Origin of the sequence: Paraliomyxa miuraensis (assembly GCF_026337845.1) — a bacterium.
GTDB classification, from domain to species: domain Bacteria; phylum Myxococcota_A; class Polyangia; order Nannocystales; family Nannocystaceae; genus Paraliomyxa; species Paraliomyxa miuraensis.
The window spans coordinates 47,456-70,936 of sequence record NZ_JAOVZF010000136.1 but is presented as its reverse complement, the minus strand read 5'-3'; the positions used below and the strand labels follow the sequence as shown (position 1 = coordinate 70,936).

General features: G+C 68.2%; 16 protein-coding genes. 11 read left to right on the top strand and 5 right to left on the bottom strand.

Annotation, left to right across the window (positions count from 1 at the left end):
* Positions 1 to 129: 129 nt before the first annotated feature.
* The 10 genes from OEB96_RS06100 (at position 130) to OEB96_RS06060 (ending at position 10,354) form a co-directional block, all read left to right on the top strand.
* Positions 130 to 1,032 (top strand): PAAR domain-containing protein, encoded by a 903-nt coding sequence (locus OEB96_RS06100; protein WP_266214499.1) that lies wholly within the window; start codon positions 130 to 132, stop codon positions 1,030 to 1,032.
* Positions 1,029 to 2,090 (top strand): hypothetical protein, encoded by a 1,062-nt coding sequence (locus OEB96_RS06095; RefSeq protein WP_266214498.1) that lies wholly within the window; start codon positions 1,029 to 1,031, stop codon positions 2,088 to 2,090. Before OEB96_RS06100 ends, OEB96_RS06095 begins: the two co-directional genes overlap by 4 nt.
* Positions 2,080 to 4,425: a type VI secretion system Vgr family protein gene (locus OEB96_RS06090; RefSeq protein ID WP_266214497.1), complete on the top strand. Its 2,346-nt coding sequence runs from the start codon at positions 2,080 to 2,082 to the stop codon at positions 4,423 to 4,425. Before OEB96_RS06095 ends, OEB96_RS06090 begins: the two co-directional genes overlap by 11 nt.
* A gap of 45 nt (positions 4,426 to 4,470) precedes the next feature.
* On the top strand, positions 4,471 to 5,070 hold the full coding sequence (locus OEB96_RS06085; RefSeq protein WP_266214496.1) for a DUF6484 domain-containing protein: 600 nt from the start codon (positions 4,471 to 4,473) through the stop codon (positions 5,068 to 5,070).
* A gap of 236 nt (positions 5,071 to 5,306) precedes the next feature.
* Positions 5,307 to 5,732 (top strand): helix-turn-helix domain-containing protein, encoded by a 426-nt coding sequence (locus tag OEB96_RS46615; protein WP_407674612.1) that lies wholly within the window; start codon positions 5,307 to 5,309, stop codon positions 5,730 to 5,732.
* A 23-nt stretch (positions 5,733 to 5,755) separates the two neighbouring features.
* A complete protein-coding gene (locus OEB96_RS06080; protein ID WP_266214495.1) occupies positions 5,756 to 7,162 on the top strand; it encodes a hypothetical protein in 1,407 nt (468 codons plus the stop codon).
* A gap of 25 nt (positions 7,163 to 7,187) precedes the next feature.
* On the top strand, positions 7,188 to 8,210 hold the full coding sequence (locus OEB96_RS06075; RefSeq protein ID WP_266214494.1) for a DUF2169 family type VI secretion system accessory protein: 1,023 nt from the start codon (positions 7,188 to 7,190) through the stop codon (positions 8,208 to 8,210).
* Positions 8,210 to 9,256, top strand: coding sequence for a hypothetical protein (locus OEB96_RS06070; protein ID WP_266214493.1), 1,047 nt, complete (start codon positions 8,210 to 8,212; stop codon positions 9,254 to 9,256). Before OEB96_RS06075 ends, OEB96_RS06070 begins: the two co-directional genes overlap by 1 nt.
* A complete protein-coding gene (locus tag OEB96_RS06065) occupies positions 9,253 to 9,630 on the top strand; it encodes a PAAR-like domain-containing protein (RefSeq protein WP_266214492.1) in 378 nt (125 codons plus the stop codon). Before OEB96_RS06070 ends, OEB96_RS06065 begins: the two co-directional genes overlap by 4 nt.
* A 4-nt stretch (positions 9,631 to 9,634) precedes the next feature.
* Positions 9,635 to 10,354 carry a hypothetical protein gene (locus OEB96_RS06060; protein ID WP_266214491.1) on the top strand — a complete coding sequence of 240 codons (720 nt, stop codon included), beginning with the start codon at positions 9,635 to 9,637 and terminating at the stop codon, positions 10,352 to 10,354.
* Positions 10,355 to 10,528: 174 nt separating this feature from the next.
* On the opposite strand, the gene OEB96_RS06055 is transcribed toward OEB96_RS06060, so the two are convergent.
* The 3 genes from OEB96_RS06055 to OEB96_RS06045 all read right to left on the bottom strand — a co-directional run bounded on the left by OEB96_RS06055 (position 10,529) and on the right by OEB96_RS06045 (position 14,176).
* Positions 10,529 to 12,145 (bottom strand): hypothetical protein, encoded by a 1,617-nt coding sequence (locus tag OEB96_RS06055; protein WP_266214490.1) that lies wholly within the window; start codon positions 12,143 to 12,145, stop codon positions 10,529 to 10,531.
* 189 nt (positions 12,146 to 12,334) lie between these two features.
* Positions 12,335 to 13,453 carry a hypothetical protein gene (locus tag OEB96_RS06050; protein ID WP_266214489.1) on the bottom strand — a complete coding sequence of 373 codons (1,119 nt, stop codon included), beginning with the start codon at positions 13,451 to 13,453 and terminating at the stop codon, positions 12,335 to 12,337.
* Positions 13,454 to 13,567: 114 nt separating this feature from the next.
* Positions 13,568 to 14,176 carry an RNA polymerase sigma factor gene (locus OEB96_RS06045; protein ID WP_266214560.1) on the bottom strand — a complete coding sequence of 203 codons (609 nt, stop codon included), beginning with the start codon at positions 14,174 to 14,176 and terminating at the stop codon, positions 13,568 to 13,570.
* Between the two features lie 574 nt (positions 14,177 to 14,750).
* On the opposite strand from OEB96_RS06045, the gene OEB96_RS06040 reads away from it, so the two are divergent.
* On the top strand, positions 14,751 to 16,400 hold the full coding sequence (locus OEB96_RS06040; RefSeq protein WP_266214488.1) for a hypothetical protein: 1,650 nt from the start codon (positions 14,751 to 14,753) through the stop codon (positions 16,398 to 16,400).
* Positions 16,401 to 16,718: 318 nt separating this feature from the next.
* Here the strand turns inward: OEB96_RS06040 and OEB96_RS06035 are convergent, their stop codons facing one another.
* The gene (locus OEB96_RS06035) at positions 16,719 to 18,095 is read right to left on the bottom strand and encodes a site-specific integrase (RefSeq protein WP_266214487.1); all 1,377 of its coding nucleotides are present in this window, start codon (positions 18,093 to 18,095) and stop codon (positions 16,719 to 16,721) included.
* Positions 18,096 to 18,354: 259 nt separating this feature from the next.
* Positions 18,355 to 22,023, bottom strand: a complete 3,669-nt coding sequence (locus OEB96_RS06030; RefSeq protein WP_266214486.1) for a tyrosine-type recombinase/integrase — start codon at positions 22,021 to 22,023, stop codon at positions 18,355 to 18,357.
* Positions 22,024 to 23,481 lie beyond the last annotated feature (1,458 nt).

Sequence of the window (23,481 nt, the reverse complement as noted above, 5' to 3'; positions counted from 1 at the left end):
ACCCGTGCGTCGTAGGCACTCCTCCCGTAGATAGTCGTCTCTTCCAAGAGTGCTGCTCCTTGCTCGTAGCCATTGCGTGTGGCTGCGCGGGGTCCTTGCGTCCTCGAATTCGATCGTCACCGACCACCCATGACCCTCCACCCAGAACACGTGCACCCCGCCACAGGCGTGTGGGACGTCTTGGTCGACCTCGTCCAGGCGATACGGCTCGCCGTGCGCTTCCGGGGAAGGAAGCGGAGAATCGTACGCAGCCGACTTTCTCACTCGCTCGAGTGGCTCGACGACGACCGAGCCGGGCGCCTTCGGGCGTTGCTCGAGCCGGTCCTGCGGGATGCCGCACGATGCACACCCGTAGCGGGTCGGCCTCGGCCAGCGAGCGAGCCGGCGGCGTTCGAGTTGCTCGCCGACCTGACCGAGCGCCCGGAGCATCTACTCTCGCTCGACGTCGACGACGCGGAGTGGTGCTTCGACGGGAGCGCGGGCGGGTGCCTGGAGCAGTGGAACCAGATCGTCTTGACCCCGGCGGCCGGGTTCGCGGCGCGGGTCGGTGACCCGATGCTTCTCGGCAATCCGATCGCGCCCGGCCCGGGCAGCCCCAACGTCTTCATTGGCGGTCGGCCAGCGTTGCGAAGCTGCGACAGCCTCGTGCGCTACCGGGCCAAGCCCGAGTCGTACGCGGGGGGTGGGTTCGTGGCGACGCAGACCACGGTGGAGATCAATGGCTTCCCAGCCCTGCGGGTCGGCGACTACGTGAGCGAGGGGCCGCACGGGGTCGACGCGATCGCGGACGGCTGTCCTTCGGTGGTGATCGGGCGGACGCCGGAGCCTCGGGTGGGCTGGTGCTCGGATGAGAACGAAACCCAGCCACCGCCCGGCGAGCTTCCGTTCTCGTGGCGCCGTGTGGAGGCCAAGCCGAGCGAGGGTAGGGGAGTCCTCGGAATGGTGCTCCTGCGCCCCCGAGCGCGAGCCTGGGGCGTGGCTCGGCCGATTCGGCTCTGGGCCGAAGTGACAGGGGAGGGCGACCGACGATGACCACGTTGCGAGCCCCGCCCTTCTGCGACGCGTCGCACGTGCTGAAGCGGCTGGAGACCACCCACCGGCGGCAGACGATCGTGCCCAGCAGCGATCCAACCCTGGCCTACGCTCTGCCGGTCCCCAAGGGCTGGGGGCGCGTGCAGGGCCTTGGTGCCCACGCCGCAGCGGGCCACCCGGAGATCCTCGGGATCTTCGCGCCCGACCCCGACATCGAGGGGCCGCGGATCATCGTGTCGGCGACGCGGCTGCGGTGGGATGTCGACCCGGCGGAGTGGGTCCGCCACGGCTGGGAGCTCGCGGGTTGGTCGATCGCGATGGCTCGTCCGCTCGATGCTCGCTGGCACCCGCGTTTCGAGGTGGGCGGGCTCAAGGTGATCGACGGCCGCGTGGAGGTGCGCCGCGCGACCGGGTTCGTCGACAACGGGCGGCTGTTGCGGGTCGACGTGGCTGGGCCGTCCTCGACCTGGGGGCGCATGCACGACGTCCTGTGGCCGTGCGGCCCGCTCATGGCGTTGGAGCGACCGACGTATCGCCGTGAGGTGGAGCCCCAGGTGCACCGCGGTGGGCCGCACATGGAGTTCTGCTTGCCGGAGTCGTGGAGCGCCCGGCCGAAGCCGCCGCCGTGGCTGGGTACGACGCGATGGGTGGCCGAGCCCATCGATGGCGCGCAGGGCTCGGTGGGCCTGCGGATCGAGGCCACGCGCTGGCCGCTCGATCGCCCCGAATCGATCGAGGTACGGCAGCACCGACTGCATCACGAGCTGTGGACCGACGGGATCGCGCTCGCGCGCCAGCCCAAGCGGATCTCCTCGGGCTCGGCCCTGGGCACGGCGGGGCTCGTGGGGATCTACGTCGCGCACGCCCATGACCGCGAGCAGACCTTCGAGCTCCGCTTCGCCCACCGCGACGTGAACGGCTGGAGCTTCGATTACACGGCGGTGATCGCCTCGCCCGAGCGCTGCCCGCTCGACCGCATGCGGGCGATCCGAGCGCTGGAGATCGCCGTGGCCACCACCCAGATCCGACCCAAGGAGCACACCACTCATGCCGCATGATCTCCTGGCACGCCACGCGCTCGCGGGCGGCCTCGACCAGCTCTCGCCGCCGCGCGTCTGCATGTACCTCCAGCTCCGGGACGAGCCCGACGAGCACGAGTGGGCGGTGCAGTCGTTCACGCTCGACGAGCGGCTGCATGCTCCCTATGCGCTCGCAGTGGTCGCCCGGGGGGCCTTGCCCAAGGCGGGGGTCGAGGGGCTGCTCGGGGGCCGCGTGGTGTTCGAGCTCGCCCGGGGCGATGCCGCGCGGACGGTGCACGGCGTGGTGCTCGAGGCCGAGATCCTCCGCGGGGTCGAAGCCCTCGGTGACGAGCCGGCGGTGGAGCTGCACGTGGTGCCTGCGTTCGCGCTGCTCGGGATGTCGCGGCGCAGCCGGATGTTCCAGGGGCAGAGCGTGGTCGAGATCGCCCTGGCGGTGATGGGCCCGGTGCTGGCCGAGCACGGCGGGTCGGTCTGTGTGGATCGGCTTCGACGGATCCAGCCGCCGCGGGACTACTGCGTACAGTACCGAGAGACCGACCTCGACTTCGTGCTGCGGATCCTCGCCGACGAGGGGATCACCGTGATGTTCGACCACGACTCGGGGATCGAGACGGTGGTGCTGGTCGACGACAACGAGGCGCTGCCCAACGCGGGACGGGAGCCGCTCGAGCCGGACGACCGCCCACCGCCGCAGCTGCCGTTCGTGGGCGAGTGGGTGGACGCGATGCCGCTCGAGGGCATCGCCGCGATGGGCCAGCAGAACCGACTGCGACGGCAACAGTGGGAGGCGATGGGCTGGGACTGGCGAGCCAGGGCAGGGGCGCGGCTGCCCTCGACCTCCCGGACGGACGACCCGGCTTCCGTCGGCGGCTGGTGGGAGACCGACGAGGGGCGGCCGTGCGAAGCCGAAGAGACCGCGGAGGCGGTCGCGGATTTTGCGGGCGGACGGGTTCGACTCCAGCGGTTGCGCGACCACGCGACCGCGACGCGCCTGCGCGCGTGCTCCAACGCGACGAGCCTTCGCGCCGGGTCGGTGTTCGAGCTGCTCGCCGACCCGGACGAGGAGATCGGCGACCGGTGGGTGGTCACCGCCGTGCGGCACGAGGGGCGCGTCGAGGGACCATGCGAGCCCGAGGGCGGAGCCGTCGAGGAGGTCGAGGACCTACTACGAGTCACCGACCCTGCGGGGCAGGGGGATGCGCCCGTCTTCGTGTACGGCAACGACATCGAGTGCCAGCCGGTGCGATCGCCAGTGGTGCCCCCTCGGAGCCCGAAGCCGTGGGCGGTGGGCGTGCAGTCGGGCGTGGTGACGGGGCCGCCGGGCGAGGCGATCCACACCGATCGGTTCGGCCGAGTCCGCGTCCGCATGCTGTGGGACGACCAGGAGCACGAGGGCGAGCCCTCGTCGTGCTGGCTGCGGGTGGCTGCACCGTGGGCGGGCGACGGCTTCGGTGCGGTGCTCATCCCGCGGGTGGGCACCGAGGTGCTCGTGTCGTTCGTCGATGGCGACCCGGATCGGCCGATCTGTAGCGCCTGCGTCTACAACGGCGCTGCGGTGCCGCCCTACGGTTTGCCCGGGCACGCGACACGCATCGTGCTCCGCACCCGGACCGTGGGCGGCGAGGGCTTCAACGAGCTGTCGTTCGAGGACATGGCCGGGGCCGAGGAGGTGTTCCTCCATGCTCAGCGCAACCTTCGCGAGCGGGTGCTCTCGCACCACTGCACGGAGGTGGGGCGCAACCAGACGCTCGCCGTCGACGGCTCGCGGATCGCCAGGGTCGGCAAGGACGACACCACGATCACCGCCGGCGAGCACCGCCATATCGTGAGCGGCCAGACGACCGCGCGTTACCGCGGTGGCTACGCCCTGCACGTTGGTGACGTCTCGGCCGACGCCGGTCCTTCGGGCGCTCCCAAGGACGCCGAGCCCGACGCGCCCGCGGGTGGCTTCGTGGTGCGGTCGGCCGAGCCGATCGTGCTGTGCTGCGGTGACAGCCGTCTGGAGATCCGGCCCGACGGGATCGTGCTCCAAGCCCCGCGGATCTCGGCCGAGTGCCCCAAGACGTCGCTGGTGCTCGAGCAGGGGGCGGCCACGCTGCGGGCAGCCAAGAAGGTGGAGATCGGGGCCGATGTGCTCGTCGCCGTGACCGCGAGCATTACGGCCATCAAGGGCCCGACGACCGAGATCGAGGGCATGAAGATCGGCATCAAGGGTCCCAACGTCGAGATCGAGGCGGCGGGGCGCATCAGCGTTCGAGGTCAGCGCGTTGGCATCGAGGCCGAGAAGCGCATCGACATCGTGACGGCGGGCGAGGTGGACATTCGTGGCACGGAGAAGATCAAGCTCAACTGACGAGTGAGAAGGAGGCAGGACGACCATGCGGAGAGGAGAAGGGCGATGAGCAACGAATCGGCAGCATGTCACGACGATTCGACGCGAGAGGGCGTCGAGTCCAAGTTGGTGATCGGGACCCTCGTCGAGCTCCTGACGGACGGCGAGCCCGTGGTGGAGCTCGATGGGCCGGACGGAGAGGAACAGCGATGCACGGCGATCGCGTCCATCCAAATCGAGGCCACCATGGTGGGACAGCCGGTGGAACTGACGTTCGTCAGCGATCTGGCGCGGCCAGTGATCGTCGGAGTGATCGACGTCCGCGCCGTGCTTCGGGCGCGGTGGGACGACCTCGGCCGCAGGGTGCTGGGGCTCGACCCGGTCCCGTCCAAGCTCTCCGCGATGGTTGGCGAGCTGCGGGTGCTCGCATGCACCGTCGCGTGGCTCGATTCGGAGGGGGTCATCACGCACGGCGCGGTACGCATCGGCACGAGTCGGAAGTCGCTTCGGGAACACGTCCGGCGATGGAAGCGGCTCTACCCCCGGCTTGGGCCGCCGCTGAGCGCCGAGCAAGCCACGGACGAACCCGACGGGTCGGAGGAGGCCGGGGCCGAGTCGATGACGTTGGATGTTCCGGCCGATGCCCCGGCGGCTGCCACGGAGTGACCGCGAGATGACCAAAGCGTTGGAGAAGCAGAGCAGGCCGAGCATGCAGGACGTGCTCGTCATCGATCGCCACAAGCTCGTGCGCTTGGTCGAGACGATGAAGGTCTGGGAGCTGGCGCAGCTCGCCGGGACCAGCGTCGACGGGATCGTGTCGAAGGTCGTGAGCCGGGCGTCCCCCCCACGAGCAGCCACACGAGGCTTCGGTGCTCGACGAGCCCGAGCCCGAGCTCAATCGGATGCTTGGGCGAGCGACGCGAGGCGAGATCATGGTGGTCGTGGATCGGTGGGTGCTCGGTCGAGTGCTGGAGGCATGCGAGTGGAACATCACCCACGCTGCGAATCGGCTCGAGACCAATCGCAGGAGCATACGCGAGCGCTGGGCCGCGGTGCGCGGTCCTCGGGTCGGGGAACGGGTCGCGAAGCTGGCGAGCGCCGACCCACCGAGGAGCGAGCCCGCAGGACCCTCGCTGGCCGAGATGCTCGACCGAGGCGCCACGCTCCGGCAGATCCACCGTGCTGTCGATCGATGGCTCGTCGATCGGACCCTCACGGCCGAGGAGGGCAACGTGTCGAGCTCGGCCAGGAGCGTCGGGGTCTCACGGCGATTCCTTCGTGGGATCCGCGACTCGGGAGCGATGAACGGTCGAAGATCCGCACGGTAGGGATCCCTCGCGGAGGTTCTCGAGTGAACGTTCGACTCGTCGAGACGTGCTCGGACGACCAGCGGCATCGATGGAGGCACGTGGTGGGGCAAGAGGTCTATCGAGAGCACCTTCGGATGGTGGGCGAGCTATACGACCTGCGGCAGCGGTGGCTGTGCGGCTGGGAGGCCACGCTCGACGATCTAGCGGAGGTCGAGGCGCGGATCGACGGACAGCTGCGGGCGTTCGGTTGTGGTGGGGACGGTGCGCTGGGGGTCGCGTTGATGGAGGCGGTCCCGGAGGACTCGTGGAGCTTCTACGCGCTGGTGGCGTTGGCGTGTCGGCTCCACCGTTTCGCAATCGTGCGGGTCGCGTTGAGCGAGGTGGAGGTGTATTGCGAGGCGTCGACCGACGAGCGGGCCGCGGCCTCGCTGCGGCAGGCGGTCGCGGATGCCCTGGTGCACCACCTGGCCAGCGATGCGGCGGAACTCGTGGCGGAGGCGCTGCGGGATGCCGGGCCGCACGTGGCGTCGGTGCTGGCGACGTGCGTGGGGGCGCGGGGGTGGATTCGGGCCGCCGACGAACTGCGGGAGGCGGCTGGGCGGGCGTGTGCGGATCGGGCGGCGGTGCTGCGGGCGTTGGGGCAGCTGCCCGGGACGGTGCCGGGCGCGGTGCTGGCCGAGGTGCGTTGTGGCGATCCGGTCGTGGCCCAGGCGGCGGCCGTGGCAGCGCTGCGGTGCGGGGAGGCGTCGGTGCTCGATCGGCTCGCCCGTCGCAAGCGCGCGCCGTGGGCCGCGTTGCCGGTGGCGATGGGCGGCGGACCGGCGACGGGGGCCTGGCTGATGGAGGCCGCGCGGGGCGAGGAGCCGGCGCAGGCGTTGCTGGGGTTGGGCGTGTTCGGGGATCCGCGGGGGCTCGAGGTGCTGGTCGAGCAGCTTCGGACGGGGGCGCATGCCGAGGCGGCGGCTCTCGGGCTGTTCATGATCACCGGGGCGCGCCTGAAGACGGAGGACGACGCGGAGCACGAGGCGATCGTGGAACGGGCGTGCGATCGGGCATGGACGGCGTTGGACGGATCGGGGATCAGCATCGACCCGGTGGTATGGGAACGGTGGCTGGCGGAGCACGGCGAGCGGCTGCGGCCAGGGCAACGGTATCGACTCGGGAGGCTGGCAGGACCTCACACGGATCTCGAGGTGCTGTCGATGGGGCTGCCGCTGTGGTTGCGGCGGTGCCTCGCGGACGAATTCGTGATCCGGTACGGCGTGCAGTGGAGCTACGAGCCGGATCTGCCGGTGGTGCAGCAGCGGGAGATCATCGAGCAGGTGCGGTCGCGGCTCGATGATCCCCGGATGCGGTTCGTGGATGGGGAGTGGTACTTGCACGGGCGGCTCGCCCCGGTGGGAGAGAGCGTGGAGTGGAAGGACGCTGGACGACGGGTCAAGGCGTGAGCACGAGCTGGAGTCATCCATCCCCATGTTCGTCGTCGACAATCGAACCTCCTACGCTGCCGAGCGCGCGTCGTTCACCGACGGGCGCGGCGCGGTGCTGTGGGTCGTGGTCGTCAAGGGCACCTATGACGTCGCGGCGGACGGGAGCACGAGCCTTGCGGCCGAGCAGATCGCTCCGGTCGTCGCTCCCGTCCACCACGGTGACCCGGCGCGGTCGAGCCTGCTGTACGAGACTGATCTCGTGCCACCCAAGCCTGCGACCGACGTGCTGGTCTGCGGCTTTGGCCATGCTCCGGGCGGGCGGCCGTCGGTCGAGTTCACCATCGGCTTGGAGCTCGCCGGCCTGCGCAAGGTCTTGACCGTCCGTGGGGATCGCCGCTTCGAGCGATTCCTGGGGGCCGTCGTGCGGCCCGGGCCCACGACCCCGGTGGTCCGGGTGCCTCTCGTCTACGAGCGAGCCTACGGGGGTCATGACGACCGCGATCCCGATCCCGCCCGCCAGCGCCTCGACCCTCGCAACCCCGTCGGCTGCGGTGTGGCGGCTCGAGCCGAGCACCTGGTGGGCTCGCCCGCCGCCAACTTCGAGTACCCGGGCGCGGACCTCGCCCGCGCAGGCCCGGCCGGGCTCGGTCCGATCGCCTCGCACTGGAAGCCCCGCAGCGACTACGCAGGCACCTACGACGCGGCTTGGGTGCGAAGCCGCAAGCCCTTGCTGCCCGAGGACTTCGACGAGCGCTACTTCAACTGCGCCCCAGCCGATCAGCAGCTCCGCGCCGGCCTGCCTCGCGATGCTCGCCTGCTGCTGCTCAACCTCTCCCCACGCGGCACGCTGAGCATCGCGGTCCCTCACGTACACCTGCGCTACACAACGTTCTTCACGAAGGCCGCTCGCCAGCGCCACCTGCATCACCGCGGCAAGCTCAACACGATCCTGGCCGAGCCCGAGCTCGACCGCCTCACGCTGGTGTGGTCCACCGTGCTCGACTGCGGCCGCGACGTGGACCACATCGAGGCCACGCGCATCATCGAGAAGGAGGCCATCGTCTGATGGGCCCGGTTCATGTGATCTCGTGCGGCGCGGTGACGCCGGTGGGCATGCTCGCCGCGACCTCGGCCGCCTCGTTGCGCGCGGGGATCTCCCGCCTGCAGGAGCACGACTTCATGGTCGACCGCGCGGGCGAGCCCTACGTGGGGGGCTGGTGCCCCTGGGTCGAGGCCACGGGCCGCGTCGAGCGGCTGCTCGCGCTGGCTCGCCCGGCCATCACCGAAGCGCTCGCCGCCCTTGGCCAGCCCGTGCCGCGCGTGCCGGCCATCGTGGCGAGCAGCGAGGTGCCCACGGCCGACGTCGAGCCCTTCGCACGCAGGGTGGCGGCGCGGCTCGAGCAGGAGCTGCTGCCCTTCGAGCTCGACGTGACGGTCGTCCCCCAGGGCAACGCCGGGGGCTTCTCCGCCCTGCGCTCGGCGGTCGACCTGCTGGAGCAGCGGCGCTCCCCGGTGTGCGTCGTGGCGGGCGCCGACAGCTTGCTCGACGCCGACGTGCTCGACGACCTCGACGAGAGCTCGCGCCTGGCTTGCCCCCGCCATCGCTGGGGATTCCCTCCCGGCGAGGCCGCGGCTGCCCTCGTGCTCGCGTCGGCCGAGGTCCAGCGAGGCTACCGGCTGCCGTCCATCGGGCAGCTGCTCTCGGTCGCCGTCGGTCACGAGCCCCACCACGCCCGCGCCGAGACCCCGTGCACGGGCGAGGGCCTGGGCGCGGTGATCTCCGAGGCCCTGCGCGCCTCGGGCACCCGGGGCATCGCCACCGCTCTGTGCGACCTCGATGGCGAGCGCTATCGCGATCGCGAGTACACCTGGGCCACCCAACGGATCCCACCCGAGCTGCCCTTCGACCCCACGCGGTACGAGACCCTCGTGCCGAGCATCGGGACCGTGGGTGGAGCCACGGCGATCGTGGCCCTGGCCATCGCTGCGTGCTGGGGCACCCGCGGGCATCACAGCGAGTCCGACATCCTCACCTGGGCCGGTAGCGAGCTCGGCCTACGCGGTGCCGCCGTGCTTCGCACGGGGCCCGATCGACGCTGGAGCACACCATGAAGGTCGCGATCAACCCTCCCAAGACCCCGCTCACCGAAGGCAGCAACGGCGTGTCCATGGCCACCGTGCCCAACGTCTGCAAGATGCCCGGCCCGCCGGCGCCATTCGTGCCCACGCCGCTGCCCAACATCGCCCAGACCGGCACCAAGCCCTCGGGCTTCACCAAGACGGTCAAGGTCCAGGGCAAACGCGTCGCCGTCAAGGGAGGCTCGTTCAAGAGCACGGGCGACGTCGCGAGTCAGGCCACCGGGGGCGGCATCGTGTCGGCCACCACCCAGGGCCGGGCGAAGCTCATCTCGCCCGGCTCGATGAACGTGCGGATGGAGGGCAAGGCCGTCCACCTGCTCGGCGACATGACCACGAACAACGAGTAGCTCCATGCCCACGAACATCATTCCCCACGTTCCGCTCTCCCCTGACCACCCCATCGAGGTCATCATCGGCTTCGGGGCCGACGTCCCGGCCGACGCCGACTGGCCAGATCCGCTCGACCTGTTCGCCCGCTTCGTGACCGCGGGCGGCTTCGTCGAGTCGTGCCCGCAGCTCAACTGGAAGGTGACCGTCTTGCCCCACGGCCTGCACGTGACCTACGAGCGGCTGCCGGCCGACCCGTCGGTGCTCGCGGTACTGGTGCGGATGCTCCTGGCGCTGGCGCTGCCTCCGAGCACGATCCACGTGCAGGGGACGCCGGCCGCCTCGGGGGCGCGGTCGCTGCCCTCCACCCCCGCCGCGCTCGATCTGGTGCCCAACGTGCGACCACAACTCGCCTTCGGCCTGGAGATGGAGACCGGTCTCTCGTGGCTCTGCATCGAGGTTTCGTGCAGCACCACCCTCGACCCGGCTGCCGCGGCGCTCGTCGACCAGCGGCTCGAGCTGTGGTGCAAGGTCTGTCGAGCAGGCGGGCTTTCGAAGGTGGGCGCCGACCAGACCGTCGAGCCGGGCCAGGCGGGCAAGTACGAGCCCTCCGTTGGAGAGGACTTCCTCGCGGTGGAGATCATGTACGGCGAGGTCGCGATCGCAGCCCCGGGCGCGCTGCCCAACCTGCTCGACGAGCTCGCCCGTGGGGGCGTGCCCATCAGCGGCGTGTCGATTCGATAGCCGGTGTTCGCGACGATGGGCGGGGCGGCTCGGCCGGTGTATCCGCCGTCGTTGTGTCGTGGGTAGAACCAGAAACCGAGGAGACTCCCGGCGAGCGGCCCAGCACGCTGCTCACCGGGGGTAGGGATCAACTCGACGTTGCCGCGGTCGAGATCGCGGCAAACGACCGAGCGCTCACTCGCTTCCGAACACGAGCCCGTAGCTCCACGACGCGCGCCCAGCCGGGTCGGAGACCCGCAAGGCCAGCGTCGACGGTCCCGTGCCCGGCGCGGGGGTCAGCGTTGCTCCCTCGCCGACGAGGCTGCCGTCGATGTACCACTCGAAGGACAGCGGATCCCCATCGGGGTCGAACGAAGGCGACGCATCGTACATGGTCGTGGTCTCGAGCGACTGCTCGAAGAACGTCGCTCGCGGTGAGTGATCCATCGCCACCAGGTCGCCGAGCGCCACTTGCATCGTCCATGTGCCGTAGCCATCGCGGTGCTCGACGGCGAACGGATCGATCGTCAAGGCGTGGCTGCCGTCGTAGAGCGGGGTCACGGTGCCCGTGATCAGCGTGGTGATGGGCACGGCGGTCTCGAGCGGCACCCCATGCACACGACCCGCGAACAGGAGCTCGACCTCCCCCGCCGGGATCTCGAAGCGCTTCACGCCACCCTCGTCGATGAGGGGTACGGACCACGGGTGCTCGAGCATTGCGTGCATCCCCTCGACCGTCAGTCGCATGCCATCTTGCTCCCACTCCATCGCGGCAGGGGCCACCAGTAGCACGCGCTGCAGCTCGAGCCCTTCGTCCGTGACCCATGCATCCACGCGCGAGCACTCACCGCGCGGGCAGGCGTCGCCGAGACCGAGGACGGGCGCCGTTCCGCTGGCCTCCACGCCGAGGATGGTGGGGCCTTCGAGCTTCATGACACCGCCCGTGGGGGCGAACGTATCGAAGCCACCCATGCTCGAGCCCCCGCTGCCGAAGGGGTCCTCGTCGTTGTTGTCGTTGATCCCGGTGCATGCTTGCGGCTCGCCTTGCTCGGGCAGGTACCAGTCGGACACACTGCAGCTACCGCGAATGGACATCTCGGTGATGTCGGGCCAAGCACCGTTGTTGGGGAGCTGCCATTCGCCACCGACCTCGTAGCTGCCGAAGATCTCCTCGATACCCCCGGCTCGCAGTGCGGTGTAGCACTGCCCATGATTGGCCGCGATCCAGTTGGCGAGATCTCGTAGCTGATTGCGGTAGGACGGTCCAGCGAGGGGAACGCCTGCGGGGATCTCGGCCGCGAGCTCGCGAAGAGTCCTGGGCATCTCACGGCACATTTGATCGACGCAGTCGTCGGTGCATGCAGCGGCGGCCTGCGGGATGTCGTTGTCCGGAGGGGGCGCTCCTGTCTCGTCCGCCCCCTCGCCATCGTCATTGCCGCCGCTCTCTGGCAAGCAGCATGCATCGATGCCGGGATCGTCATAGGTCTCGGAATTCCAGGGACCGAAGCTCTCATGCCAGTCGATCCGACCAGCGTCGATGGTCGCCTGAATGATCTCGCCATTCTCGAGGTCTTCAGGAACCTCGATGTGGAGAGTGGCGAATACCGCCGCCTCGGCGAGGCCCTCACACTGCCAGCGTACGGCGTTGGCAGGAGCACCACTCGACCAGCACTCGTTGGGGTCACCTCCGTCGGCTTCCGTATCACCCGTGCCTCCGTATCCTCCGTCGGTCAACTCCACCACGTCGGGCGGTTGTACCTCACCTGCGTTGCACCCCGCGATGAACGCCAAGGCGATTACGGTGGGGGCCATGGAACTCTTGAGTCTGTCTTCCATTGTTCGACTTCTCGGTCAGATATCGATGAGGACCATGTGTCCTCATCGATATCGTTTCCCGACCGATGTCTTCGTTACGGAAAATTTCGATCGTCGAGGAAGAAGAGCGTGGGCGGCGTTCGAAGGATCAAAGCATGGACGCGGAGGTTGGCTGATCCTGATTCATCACTGGAGCACGACCTCGAAATCCCCCGCGCCTTCGGTCGTCGGCCGACTCATGCGAAGGAAGTACTCCCCAGGCTCGAGCGTTGGCAAGCCGTTCAGGATCGAACCTACATCGTAGCGCCCACCGATGTACGCGAAGCGACCGGGGCATCCTCCGTAGCAGCCTACGATCTCGAGCATTGCGTCCTCCGGCATGTTAATCTGATAGTCGATCGTGCTCGTACTACGGTCCAGTCGGAAGTGTCGGAACGTCCACATCCAGCCCCCTCGTGGCCCTCTTACATCCTCTGCCGCACAACTCAAGTCTCCGCGAAGCACGAGATCGTCCGTTGCGGGGTCCGCGACGATCGGTTCCCCCTCGCACTCGAGCAACGGGACCCACCATTGGCTTTGCTCGCAGACTGGCTCACCTTCTGCCGCTGCTGCAAACTGCTCCTTCGATTCGCCGAAGGCTTCGATGAACGCCTGGTCTTCATCCATCGAGGCGCTCGAGACGTCGAAACGTCGGAATGCAGCAGCGCCGTGCCGATCGCGCAAGATAGCCATTGCATGACCTGCGCGGAAGTACTCCTCACGACCCCCAACATGCGACGCTGTGAGGATGTCCATCACCTCCAGTGGACGGATGTCATTGTCCAGATCGTCGGAGCCAAAGAGCGTGGCGAGTCCCTCTTCGAAGGCCGAGCTTCGATATTCGAGCTCGGGGTCGAGGGCTCGAACCGCGTGAACGATCTCGTGTTGATGCAGCGGTAATGACGTAAACACATTGCCCGACGTGGCCTTGGTGCAACCGAGTGGACTGCCATCGCATCCCGCGTCCACGAAGTCCTCGTCGCCAATCGAGTACTCCACCACCCCATCGCCCTCGAGCAGCAGGGCCTCGCGGACGAGCTCGACGTGGCGGTCCAGGCCCTCGAACGAGCCTCCGCAGACCTCGATCGACGGGTCCTCCATTCGCACGCGTACCGACGTGCCCTCCCACACCACGTCCGGCAGCGGGAAGTCCTCCTCCTCCGGGCTGCAGCCAGCGGCCAGCAAAGACCCAAGGGCGAGGGCAAGGGGTCGCCGGGTCTTGGGGATGCGAGACGGCGATTTCATGCGGCGGCACGAGCCTATCATCGGCCGGGGTCTCCTCGTTGGCTCCCGATCTCGGGTCGTCGTTCTTGGTTTCCCGATGGTCACGGACGTCACCGAGAAATCTTCGGTGGTGACCTTCGCTCGCCGTCGGCTGGCTCACTTGACCTCGATGAGCCACGTGCTGGGGGACGGCCAGGAGATAGTGCCAAGGGCGCGCTTCATCTCGTGACGGGCGCGATGCAGCCGGGTGCGAACGGCTCCTGGGTTCAGGCCGAGCTCACGGCCGATCTCGGTGGCGTCGCGATCCTCCCAGTAGTGTAGGCGCAGGATCCTCGCGCTCGCTTCCGGGAGGCGGCGAAATGCCCTCCGCAGGCAGTCGGACGTATCTTCGCGGAGGACGTGCTCGACCGCGGACGAGTCGCTCCCCGGGCTCGCATCCGGCTCCACGGTGTCATCGAGCCGCCCCCGCATTCGCGCGGCGTCTCGGCGGTGTCGGAGCAGGAGCTTGCTCGCGATCGCACGGACGAACCGGGAGAAGGGAGTATCCTCCCGAAACCGCGGCAGGGCCTCGAGCGAGGCCAGTAGGGTGCGCTGTACGAGATCCTCCACGTCGGCGCGACACGGCACTCGGCGGGCAAAGTAGCGGCGGGTTGGCGCGACCTGCCGGCGGAGGAGGAGCAACCCGGCTCTCGTGTTGCCGCTTCGCCATTGCGCCAGGAGCGCAGCATCATGTTCGGGGACGGTGGACCTCGGCTCGGAGCACATCTCGGTGCGTCTATCGGCCACTCTCGGAGAGCGTTGCATCGCGGTGGCATTTTTCGGGGGCGAACCTGTGTGCGTGTCGTACATGCGGACGATCCGTCGCCTTCGCGGACGCTCGATTCCCCGATGGAAGCTGGACGCTTGCGCCACTGCGCACGGCCGCACCGGTTCTCGGAATGGCCGTGCCCTGGCGCTGGCGCTGGTGAAGATCCACGAGCGGGCAAAACGTTTCGAAGAATCGCAGGCTCACCGGCGCTCATCGACGAGCAGTCCCGTGTACTCCTCAGCGCCGGTGCCGAGCACGAACTCCCCGAGACGCAAAGGCGGGTCATGCGCAGAAACGGGCTGACTCCGGACTTGACGTCGCCAGCGAGGCTCCAGGCGACCGACGGAGACGGGCGCTTCGAAGTCGTCTTGTAGTGATCGAATCAAGAGCTCGTTCTCCGAGATCGCTGTTCGATGCTCTCCTCGCCGTGTCTGCATGCTCGAGCCTCGAGATTTCTCGTAACGAGGACCTCGGTTGGGAAACCACTACCAACGGGGCGCGGAGTCCCCACCGAACTGGTCAAGGAATCGGATGATGACGGACAAGCTCGCGAAGGCGATTGGTAAGTCGAGTGTGATCACCCTGGCGTTCATCGCGGGGTGCAATGCAGACGAGGTGAAACCGCCCGACGTGGAGGAGTTGACCGACGGAGGATACGGAGGCACGGGTGACACGGGCACAGACGGAGGCGACGCCAACGAATGTTGGTCGAGCGGGGCCCCTGCCAACGCTGTTCGCTGGCAATGCGAGGGCAGAATCTCAACTGTCATCAATGGGACTCTTCATGTCGAGGTCCCGGACTGGATCGATGGAGCCGAGACGATTCGAGAGATCATCGAAGACGGGCGTGTGTACTGGGTCGATCACTTCGGTCCGGCAGATGGCGAATCGTACGACGATCCTGGAATCGATGCGTGCTGCTTGCCGGAGATCAGTAGCAACGAAGACGGCGAGGGAGCCGACGAGACAGGGGCCGATCCGCCACCCGACGGCTCGATTCCACAAGCGGCAAGCGCTTGCCTTCATGATTGCTTCGATCAGGCTTGTCGGGCGATCCCGCGCAATCTTCGGTTGGCAGCGGATGAGATCCCGGCAGGAGTCCCAGTCGAAGGGCCAACATACCGCGACCAGCTTCGCGACCTGGCAAACTGGGTAGCTCTTCATCATGGCGATTGCTTCCACGCCATGATCGACGGAGGTGTCGAAGAGGTCTACGGTAACTACGAGGTCCGTGGCAGGTGGGATGTCCCCAACAGTACCGATTGGCCCGATGTGACGGATCTCTCGACTGCGGCGAGTTGCGAGGTCTACGATTGGTACCTGCCGGAGGTTGGAGAAGCCCATGCGTGTCATGGGATCAATGACAACAACGATGAGGATCCCTTCGGCAGCGGCGGCTCGAGCATGGGCGGCTTCGACACGTTCGCCCCCACGGGCGGCGGCATGAAGCTCGAAGGCCCCACCATTCTCGGCGTGGAGGCCAGCGGAACGGCGCCAATCCTCGGCTTTGGCGATGCCTGTCCACGTGGGGAGTGCTCTCGACTCGACGCGTGGGTCGGTGAGGATGTGCTGGAACTGCAGCGCATGCTCTTGGTGACCCCCTCAGCGATGATGTGGGAGCGGGACGGCCTGAGATTGACGGTCGAAGACCTCCACGTCCTCGTGGAGCAACCGCAGTCGGTTCCGTTGCTGACCCAGGGTGAAGTCTCGACGTTCGAGATCCCCGCAGGTGAGCTCGATGTGATGTTCGCAGGTAGGGTACATGGAGTGCCGATCAAGGTGACGGTGCCGAACATGGTGCCCGTCACGGGCTCCGTAGTCTCCCTGTTCGATGGGAGTTACGGCGTGGTGATGGATCCATTCACGGTGGAGCACCGGGATGATTACGGGGTCTGGACCATGGAGCTCACGCTCGGCGACTTCGTTGCGATCGACCAGGCTCCGCGAGCGTCGTTCGTCACGCAGCGGGTCGACGGCACGTCGTGGCTCGACGCGTCAGGGTCGTTCGACCCCGATGGAGACCCGCTCACCTTCGAGTGGTTCCTCGATGATGTGATGATCGGTGATGGACCCACGGTGGCCCCGACGCTTCCTCCTGGCCTCTCCACGGTCGCCGTGCGGGTGACCGACGTGAGCGGGCGTAGTTCGTGGAGCTACGGGCTCACGGCGATTGGTGAGTGACACGCCCCTGCGCGTCCGGTGGCACCCTGCGACGACGTATGGGTGCCGTGCCCTGGCCGGTTTTCCCAGGCCCTGATGCCTACCACGCGAACGGGCCCATCCCGTCGACGCCCAAACCTTATTTATGCGCCACGAGCCCACCGCGTGGACCCAGCCCATACTGCGAGCGTGAGCAAGGCCGGCCCGGAACTTGAGCGGCCAGAGCGCATGCAGCACGCTCGACCCTCGGGCGGCCCCCAAGCACGATCGTGGCCGTCGCACAGACACTACGCCTGTCTGTCGTTGAACGAGAGGGCTTGGTTCGAGCCGCCGCGGCCGCTACTTGGTCCGGGCTTTCGCCCGCTTCGAGCTCCGCTTCGACCCGACCCCCTGCGCTCGCGTCGGCAGGCGCACCACGTTCGCCCCTGCTGCCATGCTGGCCGCCATCGCATCTCCCGTGCGCTCCACTGCGGCCCGGAGCGCATCATCGGCGATGTGGGCATAGCGGTTCGTCGTCTGCTGGTTCTTGTGGCCGAGCATCGCGCCCACATGCGCCAGCGATACGCCAGTATTGAGCGCCACGGATGCGAACGTGTGCCGCAGATCGTGGCGCCGCACATCGGTGAGACCAGCCGCAGCTCGCACGCTTCCCCAGTCGCGAGACAGGTTGCGCAGGGGTTGGCCGTTGCGGGTGCTACAGACCAACGCATCGGGGGAGGGTGGGGCGGGAAGGTCCGCCAGCGCCTGCCGCAGTAGATCCACGGCGGCCGAGACGAGCGGCGTGACCTTCGCCCCGCTCTTCGAGTCGGGCAGACGCAAGCACGCGCCTTCGAGGTCGACCATGCCCCACCGAAGGCCGGTGATCTCGCTTGCCCGGGAGCCGGTCCACACGAGCAGGCGCAACGCGAGCGCCGTGGACGGCGTGATCGATCGGGGCCGTGGCGGTGCCTGCTTGCGGCCGGACGTCCGTCCCTTCGAGGGGGGACGCGGGACGACCATCTCCCCGCGCTCGCCCGCCGCGATCGTGCTCTCGAGCGCCGCGAGCTCTTCGGCTCGGAGGTACCGCTCCCGGGCTTCCTCCGCGACGCGTTCGACCCCGACGCAGGGGTTGGAGCCGCGCGGCAGTTCGCCCCACCGCTCCGCGGCGCCGCAGATCGCCGACAAGAGGGCAAGGGTCCGGTTCACCACTGCGGCGGCGGCTTGCCCGTGGCCCCGCCCCTTGCCGATCCGCTTCCGCGTCGCGAGCTTCAATCGCTCGACATCCACCGAGGTGATCGCATCCACCCGTGTCCGGCCCAGGGCAGGGGCGATGTGATCACGGAAGACCTGCCGATAGAGCGCGACGGTCCTCGGCTTGCGGGGGCGCCCCCGCTTGCCGGGCTCGTCCACGAAGCGCTCGAATGCGTCCACGAGCAGCAGGCCTCCGCGCGCGGCGACCTTGGCGGCCTGCGGGTCCTCGCCCTTCTCGACCGCACGGCGCAGCGCGGCTGCCTCGCCGCGGGCCTGGTGGACGGTCAACGCTGGCCAGCGCCCGATCTTGAGCCGCCGTTGCCGGCCCGCCACGCGGTAGCGGTACTGCCACACGGCGGAACCCGTAGGGTACACACGGCAGCAGAGACCCGCCTCCGTCGTGTCCCAGAGCTCGACCTCTTCGCCCGTGTCCTTGGCCGTCCGCACGGCGGCCGCGATCGCGTTGGTGTCCAAGCGCTTGCGCATCGGAAGGAGCCTACGCGACCGGGCACAACCGGGCACATACCGGGCACACGGCACCGCGAATGCCAGGTCAGTCGAGGTGATGCGGGCACACCCGAATCCCGCGAAAACGGCCTGCGCAGGCCCCGAACGCCACTCGTGCCCCGTGGATCGATCCATGACACTCTGCCTTCCAAGCTGAATGTCGCGAGTTCGACCCTCGTCTCCCGCTCCCTAAACCGCCTTCTGGGCGGTTTTTTCGTTTGGCGTCGCCAATTCTTCGTCAGATCTTCGTCAAGTCGGGGAGGCACCGCACCGCGTCCGCTACGTGGAGCGGCGACAGGTGCGTGTAGCGGGCGGTGGTCCGCTCGCTCTTGTGGCCGGCTAGCATCTGGATCGCCTTGGGCGGGGCTCCGCCCTGCGCCAGGTGCGAGCAGTACGTGTGCCGCAGGGCGTGGACCCCGAGGCCCGGCCGGTAGAGGCCGGCGGCTTGGAGGATCTCGGGCACGGTGTCCGAGAACGTCGGCGGCGGGATCCTCTCGCCGTCGAGCGTCACCACGAGGTCTCCTCGCTTGCCCTGCGCCTCGCGGAGGGCGGCGACGAGGTCGTCGGGGATGGTCACCGTCCGGGCTTCCTTGCCCTTGCAGGTGGACACCACCCAGTCTCCCGCGTCGGTCTTGCGGAACGCTCGGCTGACGCGGATCCGCCGGTTGTCGAGATCCACGTCTCGCCAGCGCAGCTCGACGATCTCGCCGCGCCGGAGCCCGGCCCGAGCGCCGAGCATGATCGCGAGCCGCCACTTCCCGGCGTGCTCGAGCAGGGCTACCAGCTCGTCCACGGTGAGCCACTCGGCCTCCGTGATCGGGAGCTTGGCCAGCGGCACGGAAGCGGCGGACCGCCAGCCCATGCCCGCGGCGAACGCGAGGATCCGGTTCGCGTCCTTGCAGATCGAGCGCACGGTGGCCGGACCAAGGCCCTCACCCTTGCGGCGGCGCGGACGTCCCTCACGTTCGGGGCGTCGCGCGCGGCTTCGCTCCGAGGCACGAGGACCGAGCGGCTGGCGGAGCTTCGCCCCGAGGCCGACGATCTGTTCGTGAGTTAGGGATGCCATGGTGGTTTCCTCACCCCACGCGAGCAGGATCCAGTCGATGTGCCGCTGCTTGTTGCAGAGGTCGGTGTCCTGCGTCGCGAGCCATCGCTCGCACGCGACGCGAACGGTGATGGCCGTGGGGCTCGTGGGCTCGGGCTCGGGTGCCTTGTCGACGGCGAAGCCGGCGAGCAATTGCGTCGCCCATCGCCGAGTCTCGGCCTTGCTCTCGTGAGGGGAGAGCCGCCGGACGTTGCGTGGTCGTTTGCGCTCGGGTTCGTGAACGTAGAAGTTCACGGACCAGCGCGCCTTCCCGTTGGTGCACGGGAGGATCGAGAAGAAGTTCTTGTCGGTGGTGCATTCTGTTGTGTTGGTCTCCATGACGGGCTCCGTTGAGAGCCCGCGCAACCCACTCGATGGTCCCGCGTCGGGTTGCGGCTGTCGACCGATGGGGCCCGTGACCGCTTCGACGGCCCTGCGGGGGACCAGGACCCGCTTTCCATCGCGGACGGCGGGGAGGGTGCCGCGGCGGATCCGGCGGTAGATCGCGTCGGGGGTGGAGCGCAGGACCACCGCGGCCTCCTTGACGGTGAGCATGGGGAGCGCGTCGGTGGGCTTCTCGCGTGCGTCGACTGCATCACCCGCGGGCGGTGGCGGTCGTGGCGGTCGGGAGCGGGGCTTGGCAGCGATGGGGGCTCGAGGAGGAGGCCGAGCGCCGGGCGATCGTCGTGCCCGTAGGTTGGGTGCCGGGCGGGACTTGGGCCCTGGCGGAGCTCGACCACCCGCGGGTGGTGCTCGTTGCTCATGAGGATCCGGTCGGAGGCGTGGGTTGGCGTGCGCCGCCCCGCGTGACGGTGGCCGTGTGTCCATCGCCTGCCCAACACCCTGGCATTCGGCCGCAACCAGAACGGGCTCGACCTCATCACTGGTCGGCGCGTCGGTGCCGACGTCGTGCTTCTTGGCGAGAACCTCCACGTCGATGTTGGTGGTGCGCTCGGCCTGCGAGGTGGGCTTCGTATGCGAGGTCGACTCGGCCTTCGAGGCGGGCTCGGCCTGCGAAGGCGGCTCGGCCTTCGAAGCGGGCTCGACCTTCGCGATGGGCTCGGCCTTCTTGGGCTTGCGGAGCCTCGGGGCCTCGGCCGTGCCGACCTCGCCGGCCTCCTGCTCGATCTGGCGAATGAGTGCTGCGACGGCGGCCTGCTCGTCGGTTCCACCCGGCAGTCTCACGCCAAACGCACTGTCCATCGGGCCGCGAACGACCGCCACGACCTTCCCGTCCCGCTCGGCCATCATCAGCGCTCGCCGGCCGCGGGTGGGCGTCTCGAAACCGGGATGGAGTCGCCAGTAGGCGGCGTTGAACCCCGCCTTGGTGACCTCGCCGCGCGAGGCCGCTTCGCGGTGCACCTCGAGCAGCTCGCGGGCGTCGAGCTGCCGCTGGGCTCGCTCGTGCTCCTTGCGTGCCCGCTCCTCCTTCGCTCGCTGCGCGGCCTCCTCGGCAAGGGTCTCGAGCGTGCTCTCGCCGTTGCAGAACTCCGACGCTTCGTCCCCCTCGTGCTTCGGGCGGAAGTCGACCTTGAAGACGTCCACGAGGATCTTCCGCGCGGTCTCGGAGTCGATGCCCTCGGAGCCGGATTTCGGATCGTAGAGCGAGGGCTCCTGCACCTGCCGCAGCTCGTGGAGCTTCCGCGCAGCCTTCTCCACGAGGGCCTCCGTCGCCATGCGAGCAAAGTCGGGCATGGCGGCCTGCCCTTGCGGGGCCTTTCGCTCGTACTCGTTCTGGTGGTTGTCGAGCAGTTTGGTCGTCTCGCGAACGAGCGTCCGAAACCAGCCGGAGGGGCGAGGGCCCGTCGTCGTCTGTCTGCGCTCGGGGAACGCCCGCAGCGCGGCGAGGAGCTGCGCGACGGTCGGATCATGGTCCAGGCCCTCCTGGATCCCACCGAGGTCTCGCACGCCGTAGGTCTGCTCCCGCAGCGGCGACGCGGGCCGACCGTCGCGCTCGAACGCCACGATTCCGCGCGCCCGGTCGTAGGCACGCTGCACGTCCTGACCCTTGAGCGTCGCGCGGAAGTACCTCGCGAGCTTCTCGCCCACGCCGAGCCGCTCGGCCTCCACCAGCGCGTCGATGATCTGGTGGACGGAGTACCGCTTGGACGCCTCGCCGTGCTTGGCGACGAGCCTGGTGAGGGGCCCAGGGGAGCGCCGAGGAGTGCGCGGGCTCGCCTCCGGCGTCTCGGTCGACGGCGAAGGCTCGTGCGCTTGGTCCCGCTCGACGGTCGCCTTGAGCACCCAGACGCGGGAGTAGGCGGCTCGACTCACGTACTGCGGACCACTTGTCCACCGCACGGAATGGTCGAAGCGGAGCTTCACGTCCTGTGACCCCGGCTTCTGCACGATGGCGCCGCCCTTGTCAGTGAGCACGCGGTCACCCTTGCGAAGCACGGATTGGCTGCTGGGCATGTACCCGGCGTCGTCGAGCACCCTGCGGTAGTGCGCGGTCTTCTGACGGTTCTCCTCCGCTGCCGCCTGCAACTGCACGAGCCACTCGCCGGTGGCCGGGCTGTCCGGAATGTGGCCGCGCCAGCTCGCCGGCGCCTCGCCGGTGATCCTCACCTGGATCTCGCGAGCCTCCCTGGCCAGCTCGACCACGCGCCGCAACGCGAAGCCTGGCTTCTCATGCTGGACCGCTCTCTGCTCGGCCACCTTGGCCCGGCGCCGCCCCACCACCTTCGACGGCTTGGTCCGTGCGCCCGCGACGGTCGAGGGCTCGACCGGAGAGTCGGTGGTGCAGGTCTCGCTCTGCAGATCGATCATCGGAATCCTTCCGATGAAGACGGGCTCGTCGGTGCTCACAGACTCGAGTGCCATGGTGCCTACCATGCGACCATCCATCGTCGCTTGGACAGTGAACAACATATCGAGGTGGGGCGCAATCGGCCCAAATCCCGCGGCAGTCCGAGGATACGGGCAATATGTACGAATGCGCCCCGAAATGACGCATCACACAGACTCGGTGTCAGGGTGACTCGCATCGATTGATCTGGAATCACCTGGAATCACCTGTGACTGTCCGTATCGGGTACGGAATGCCCACTCTCTCGTGCTCGCGTCCGAGCGCTGCTCGGGACGGAAGGCGTCTCAGCGCGTGAATTCGAGGAGATGCAGGCCCGTGCTCATGATCGCCCCCGGCATGAGCTGCGCGAAATCGAGGATCTGAGCGAGCGTCGTTGGTTGGAAGCAAGTGGCCCAGTTCGACCCGGTCGTCGTGCTCGCGTTTGTTGGTAAATGTCCCGATTTGGAAGGGCGCGTGGCCGTCGGAGCAAGTGTCGGCGCCCGCGACATTCAGACCTGACCCGTCCTCGGCTCGAGGTGAATGGTCGCCTCGAGTGGGGCGCTCCGAAAGGATACGCTCTGCCGAGCATTCCCCTACACGCTGGGCTCGATCGTGGACACTCCTACCAGAGAATGCCCGAGCATGAATCGTATGAAGATGTCGGTATCGCGCATTCATGGAAGTGGTCGAGCCCCGCTCGATCGGGCCTCGACCACTGACCACTGTAACTGCCGCGCTTCCGAAGGGCCTTGGAACGGCCTTTGAAGGGACGCCAAATAGTGCTGGCTGTCGAAATTCGAAGAAACTGCGTGGTCTTCGCGGGAAAGTGCTCCCCCAATTCGACGATTGAGCTTTGGACAATTGCGTGGCTCACCGTCGACGCTCCGAGGTCGGGGCTGGGATGATCGGCCCCGATCTCGGAGTCCATCGCGGCGGGCTACGGGAAGAGGTGTGCTCCCCCTCACCGAGATCCGAGGTCCGGTGTCAGAGTGATGCCCACCTCGACATCGATCGATGGTCATGATCGCACGAAGTTCCAGAGCTGGGATTGTCAGTAGCGGTTGTCGGGGAACGACTGGCCTCTGCTCTCGGTCACCTTCGAAGAATCAATAACCGCCGCGGTTCGGTAATCGATTCGGAACCAACCCGAATCAATTCCAAATAGCATCTGCTACCGGAATTCGTGATATCCGCGGGTTCTTCGCACTCCTGTAGGCCCTCGCGGCTTGCGTTCTCGGCATTGCGTGGGCTCGCTCCGCTTCTTGTCAGGACCAACTCGATGACGGACGCTCGGAATCCGTCGCGAGACCGGGGCCGGCATTGGGTCGCGAGGTCGAAGCCGTGCTCGGTGCTCGGGTCGAGGCCTCATCGGTGCTCGCATGGTCGATGGCTCGGTCGCGCACGTCGGGGACATCGTGCGCGGGGAGCGTCGGTACGACGGCCCAAAGTGGGCTCGCCCCATGGGCACCCGATGCGAGTCGCTGGTCGAGTCC

Coding starts and splice junctions, on each gene's coding strand:
- OEB96_RS06100 (WP_266214499.1), top strand. CDS start 130: ATGACCCTCCACCCAGAACACGTGCACCCCGCCACAGGCGTGTGGGAC.
- OEB96_RS06095 (WP_266214498.1), top strand. CDS start 1,029: ATGACCACGTTGCGAGCCCCGCCCTTCTGCGACGCGTCGCACGTGCTG.
- OEB96_RS06090 (WP_266214497.1), top strand. CDS start 2,080: ATGCCGCATGATCTCCTGGCACGCCACGCGCTCGCGGGCGGCCTCGAC.
- OEB96_RS06085 (WP_266214496.1), top strand. CDS start 4,471: ATGAGCAACGAATCGGCAGCATGTCACGACGATTCGACGCGAGAGGGC.
- OEB96_RS46615 (WP_407674612.1), top strand. CDS start 5,307: ATGCTTGGGCGAGCGACGCGAGGCGAGATCATGGTGGTCGTGGATCGG.
- OEB96_RS06075 (WP_266214494.1), top strand. CDS start 7,188: ATGTTCGTCGTCGACAATCGAACCTCCTACGCTGCCGAGCGCGCGTCG.
- OEB96_RS06070 (WP_266214493.1), top strand. CDS start 8,210: ATGGGCCCGGTTCATGTGATCTCGTGCGGCGCGGTGACGCCGGTGGGC.
- OEB96_RS06065 (WP_266214492.1), top strand. CDS start 9,253: ATGAAGGTCGCGATCAACCCTCCCAAGACCCCGCTCACCGAAGGCAGC.
- OEB96_RS06060 (WP_266214491.1), top strand. CDS start 9,635: ATGCCCACGAACATCATTCCCCACGTTCCGCTCTCCCCTGACCACCCC.
- OEB96_RS06055 (WP_266214490.1), bottom strand. CDS start 12,145: ATGGCCCCCACCGTAATCGCCTTGGCGTTCATCGCGGGGTGCAACGCA.
- OEB96_RS06050 (WP_266214489.1), bottom strand. CDS start 13,453: ATGATAGGCTCGTGCCGCCGCATGAAATCGCCGTCTCGCATCCCCAAG.
- OEB96_RS06045 (WP_266214560.1), bottom strand. CDS start 14,176: ATGTGCTCCGAGCCGAGGTCCACCGTCCCCGAACATGATGCTGCGCTC.
- OEB96_RS06040 (WP_266214488.1), top strand. CDS start 14,751: ATGATGACGGACAAGCTCGCGAAGGCGATTGGTAAGTCGAGTGTGATC.
- OEB96_RS06035 (WP_266214487.1), bottom strand. CDS start 18,095: ATGCGCAAGCGCTTGGACACCAACGCGATCGCGGCCGCCGTGCGGACG.
- OEB96_RS06030 (WP_266214486.1), bottom strand. CDS start 22,023: ATGGCACTCGAGTCTGTGAGCACCGACGAGCCCGTCTTCATCGGAAGG.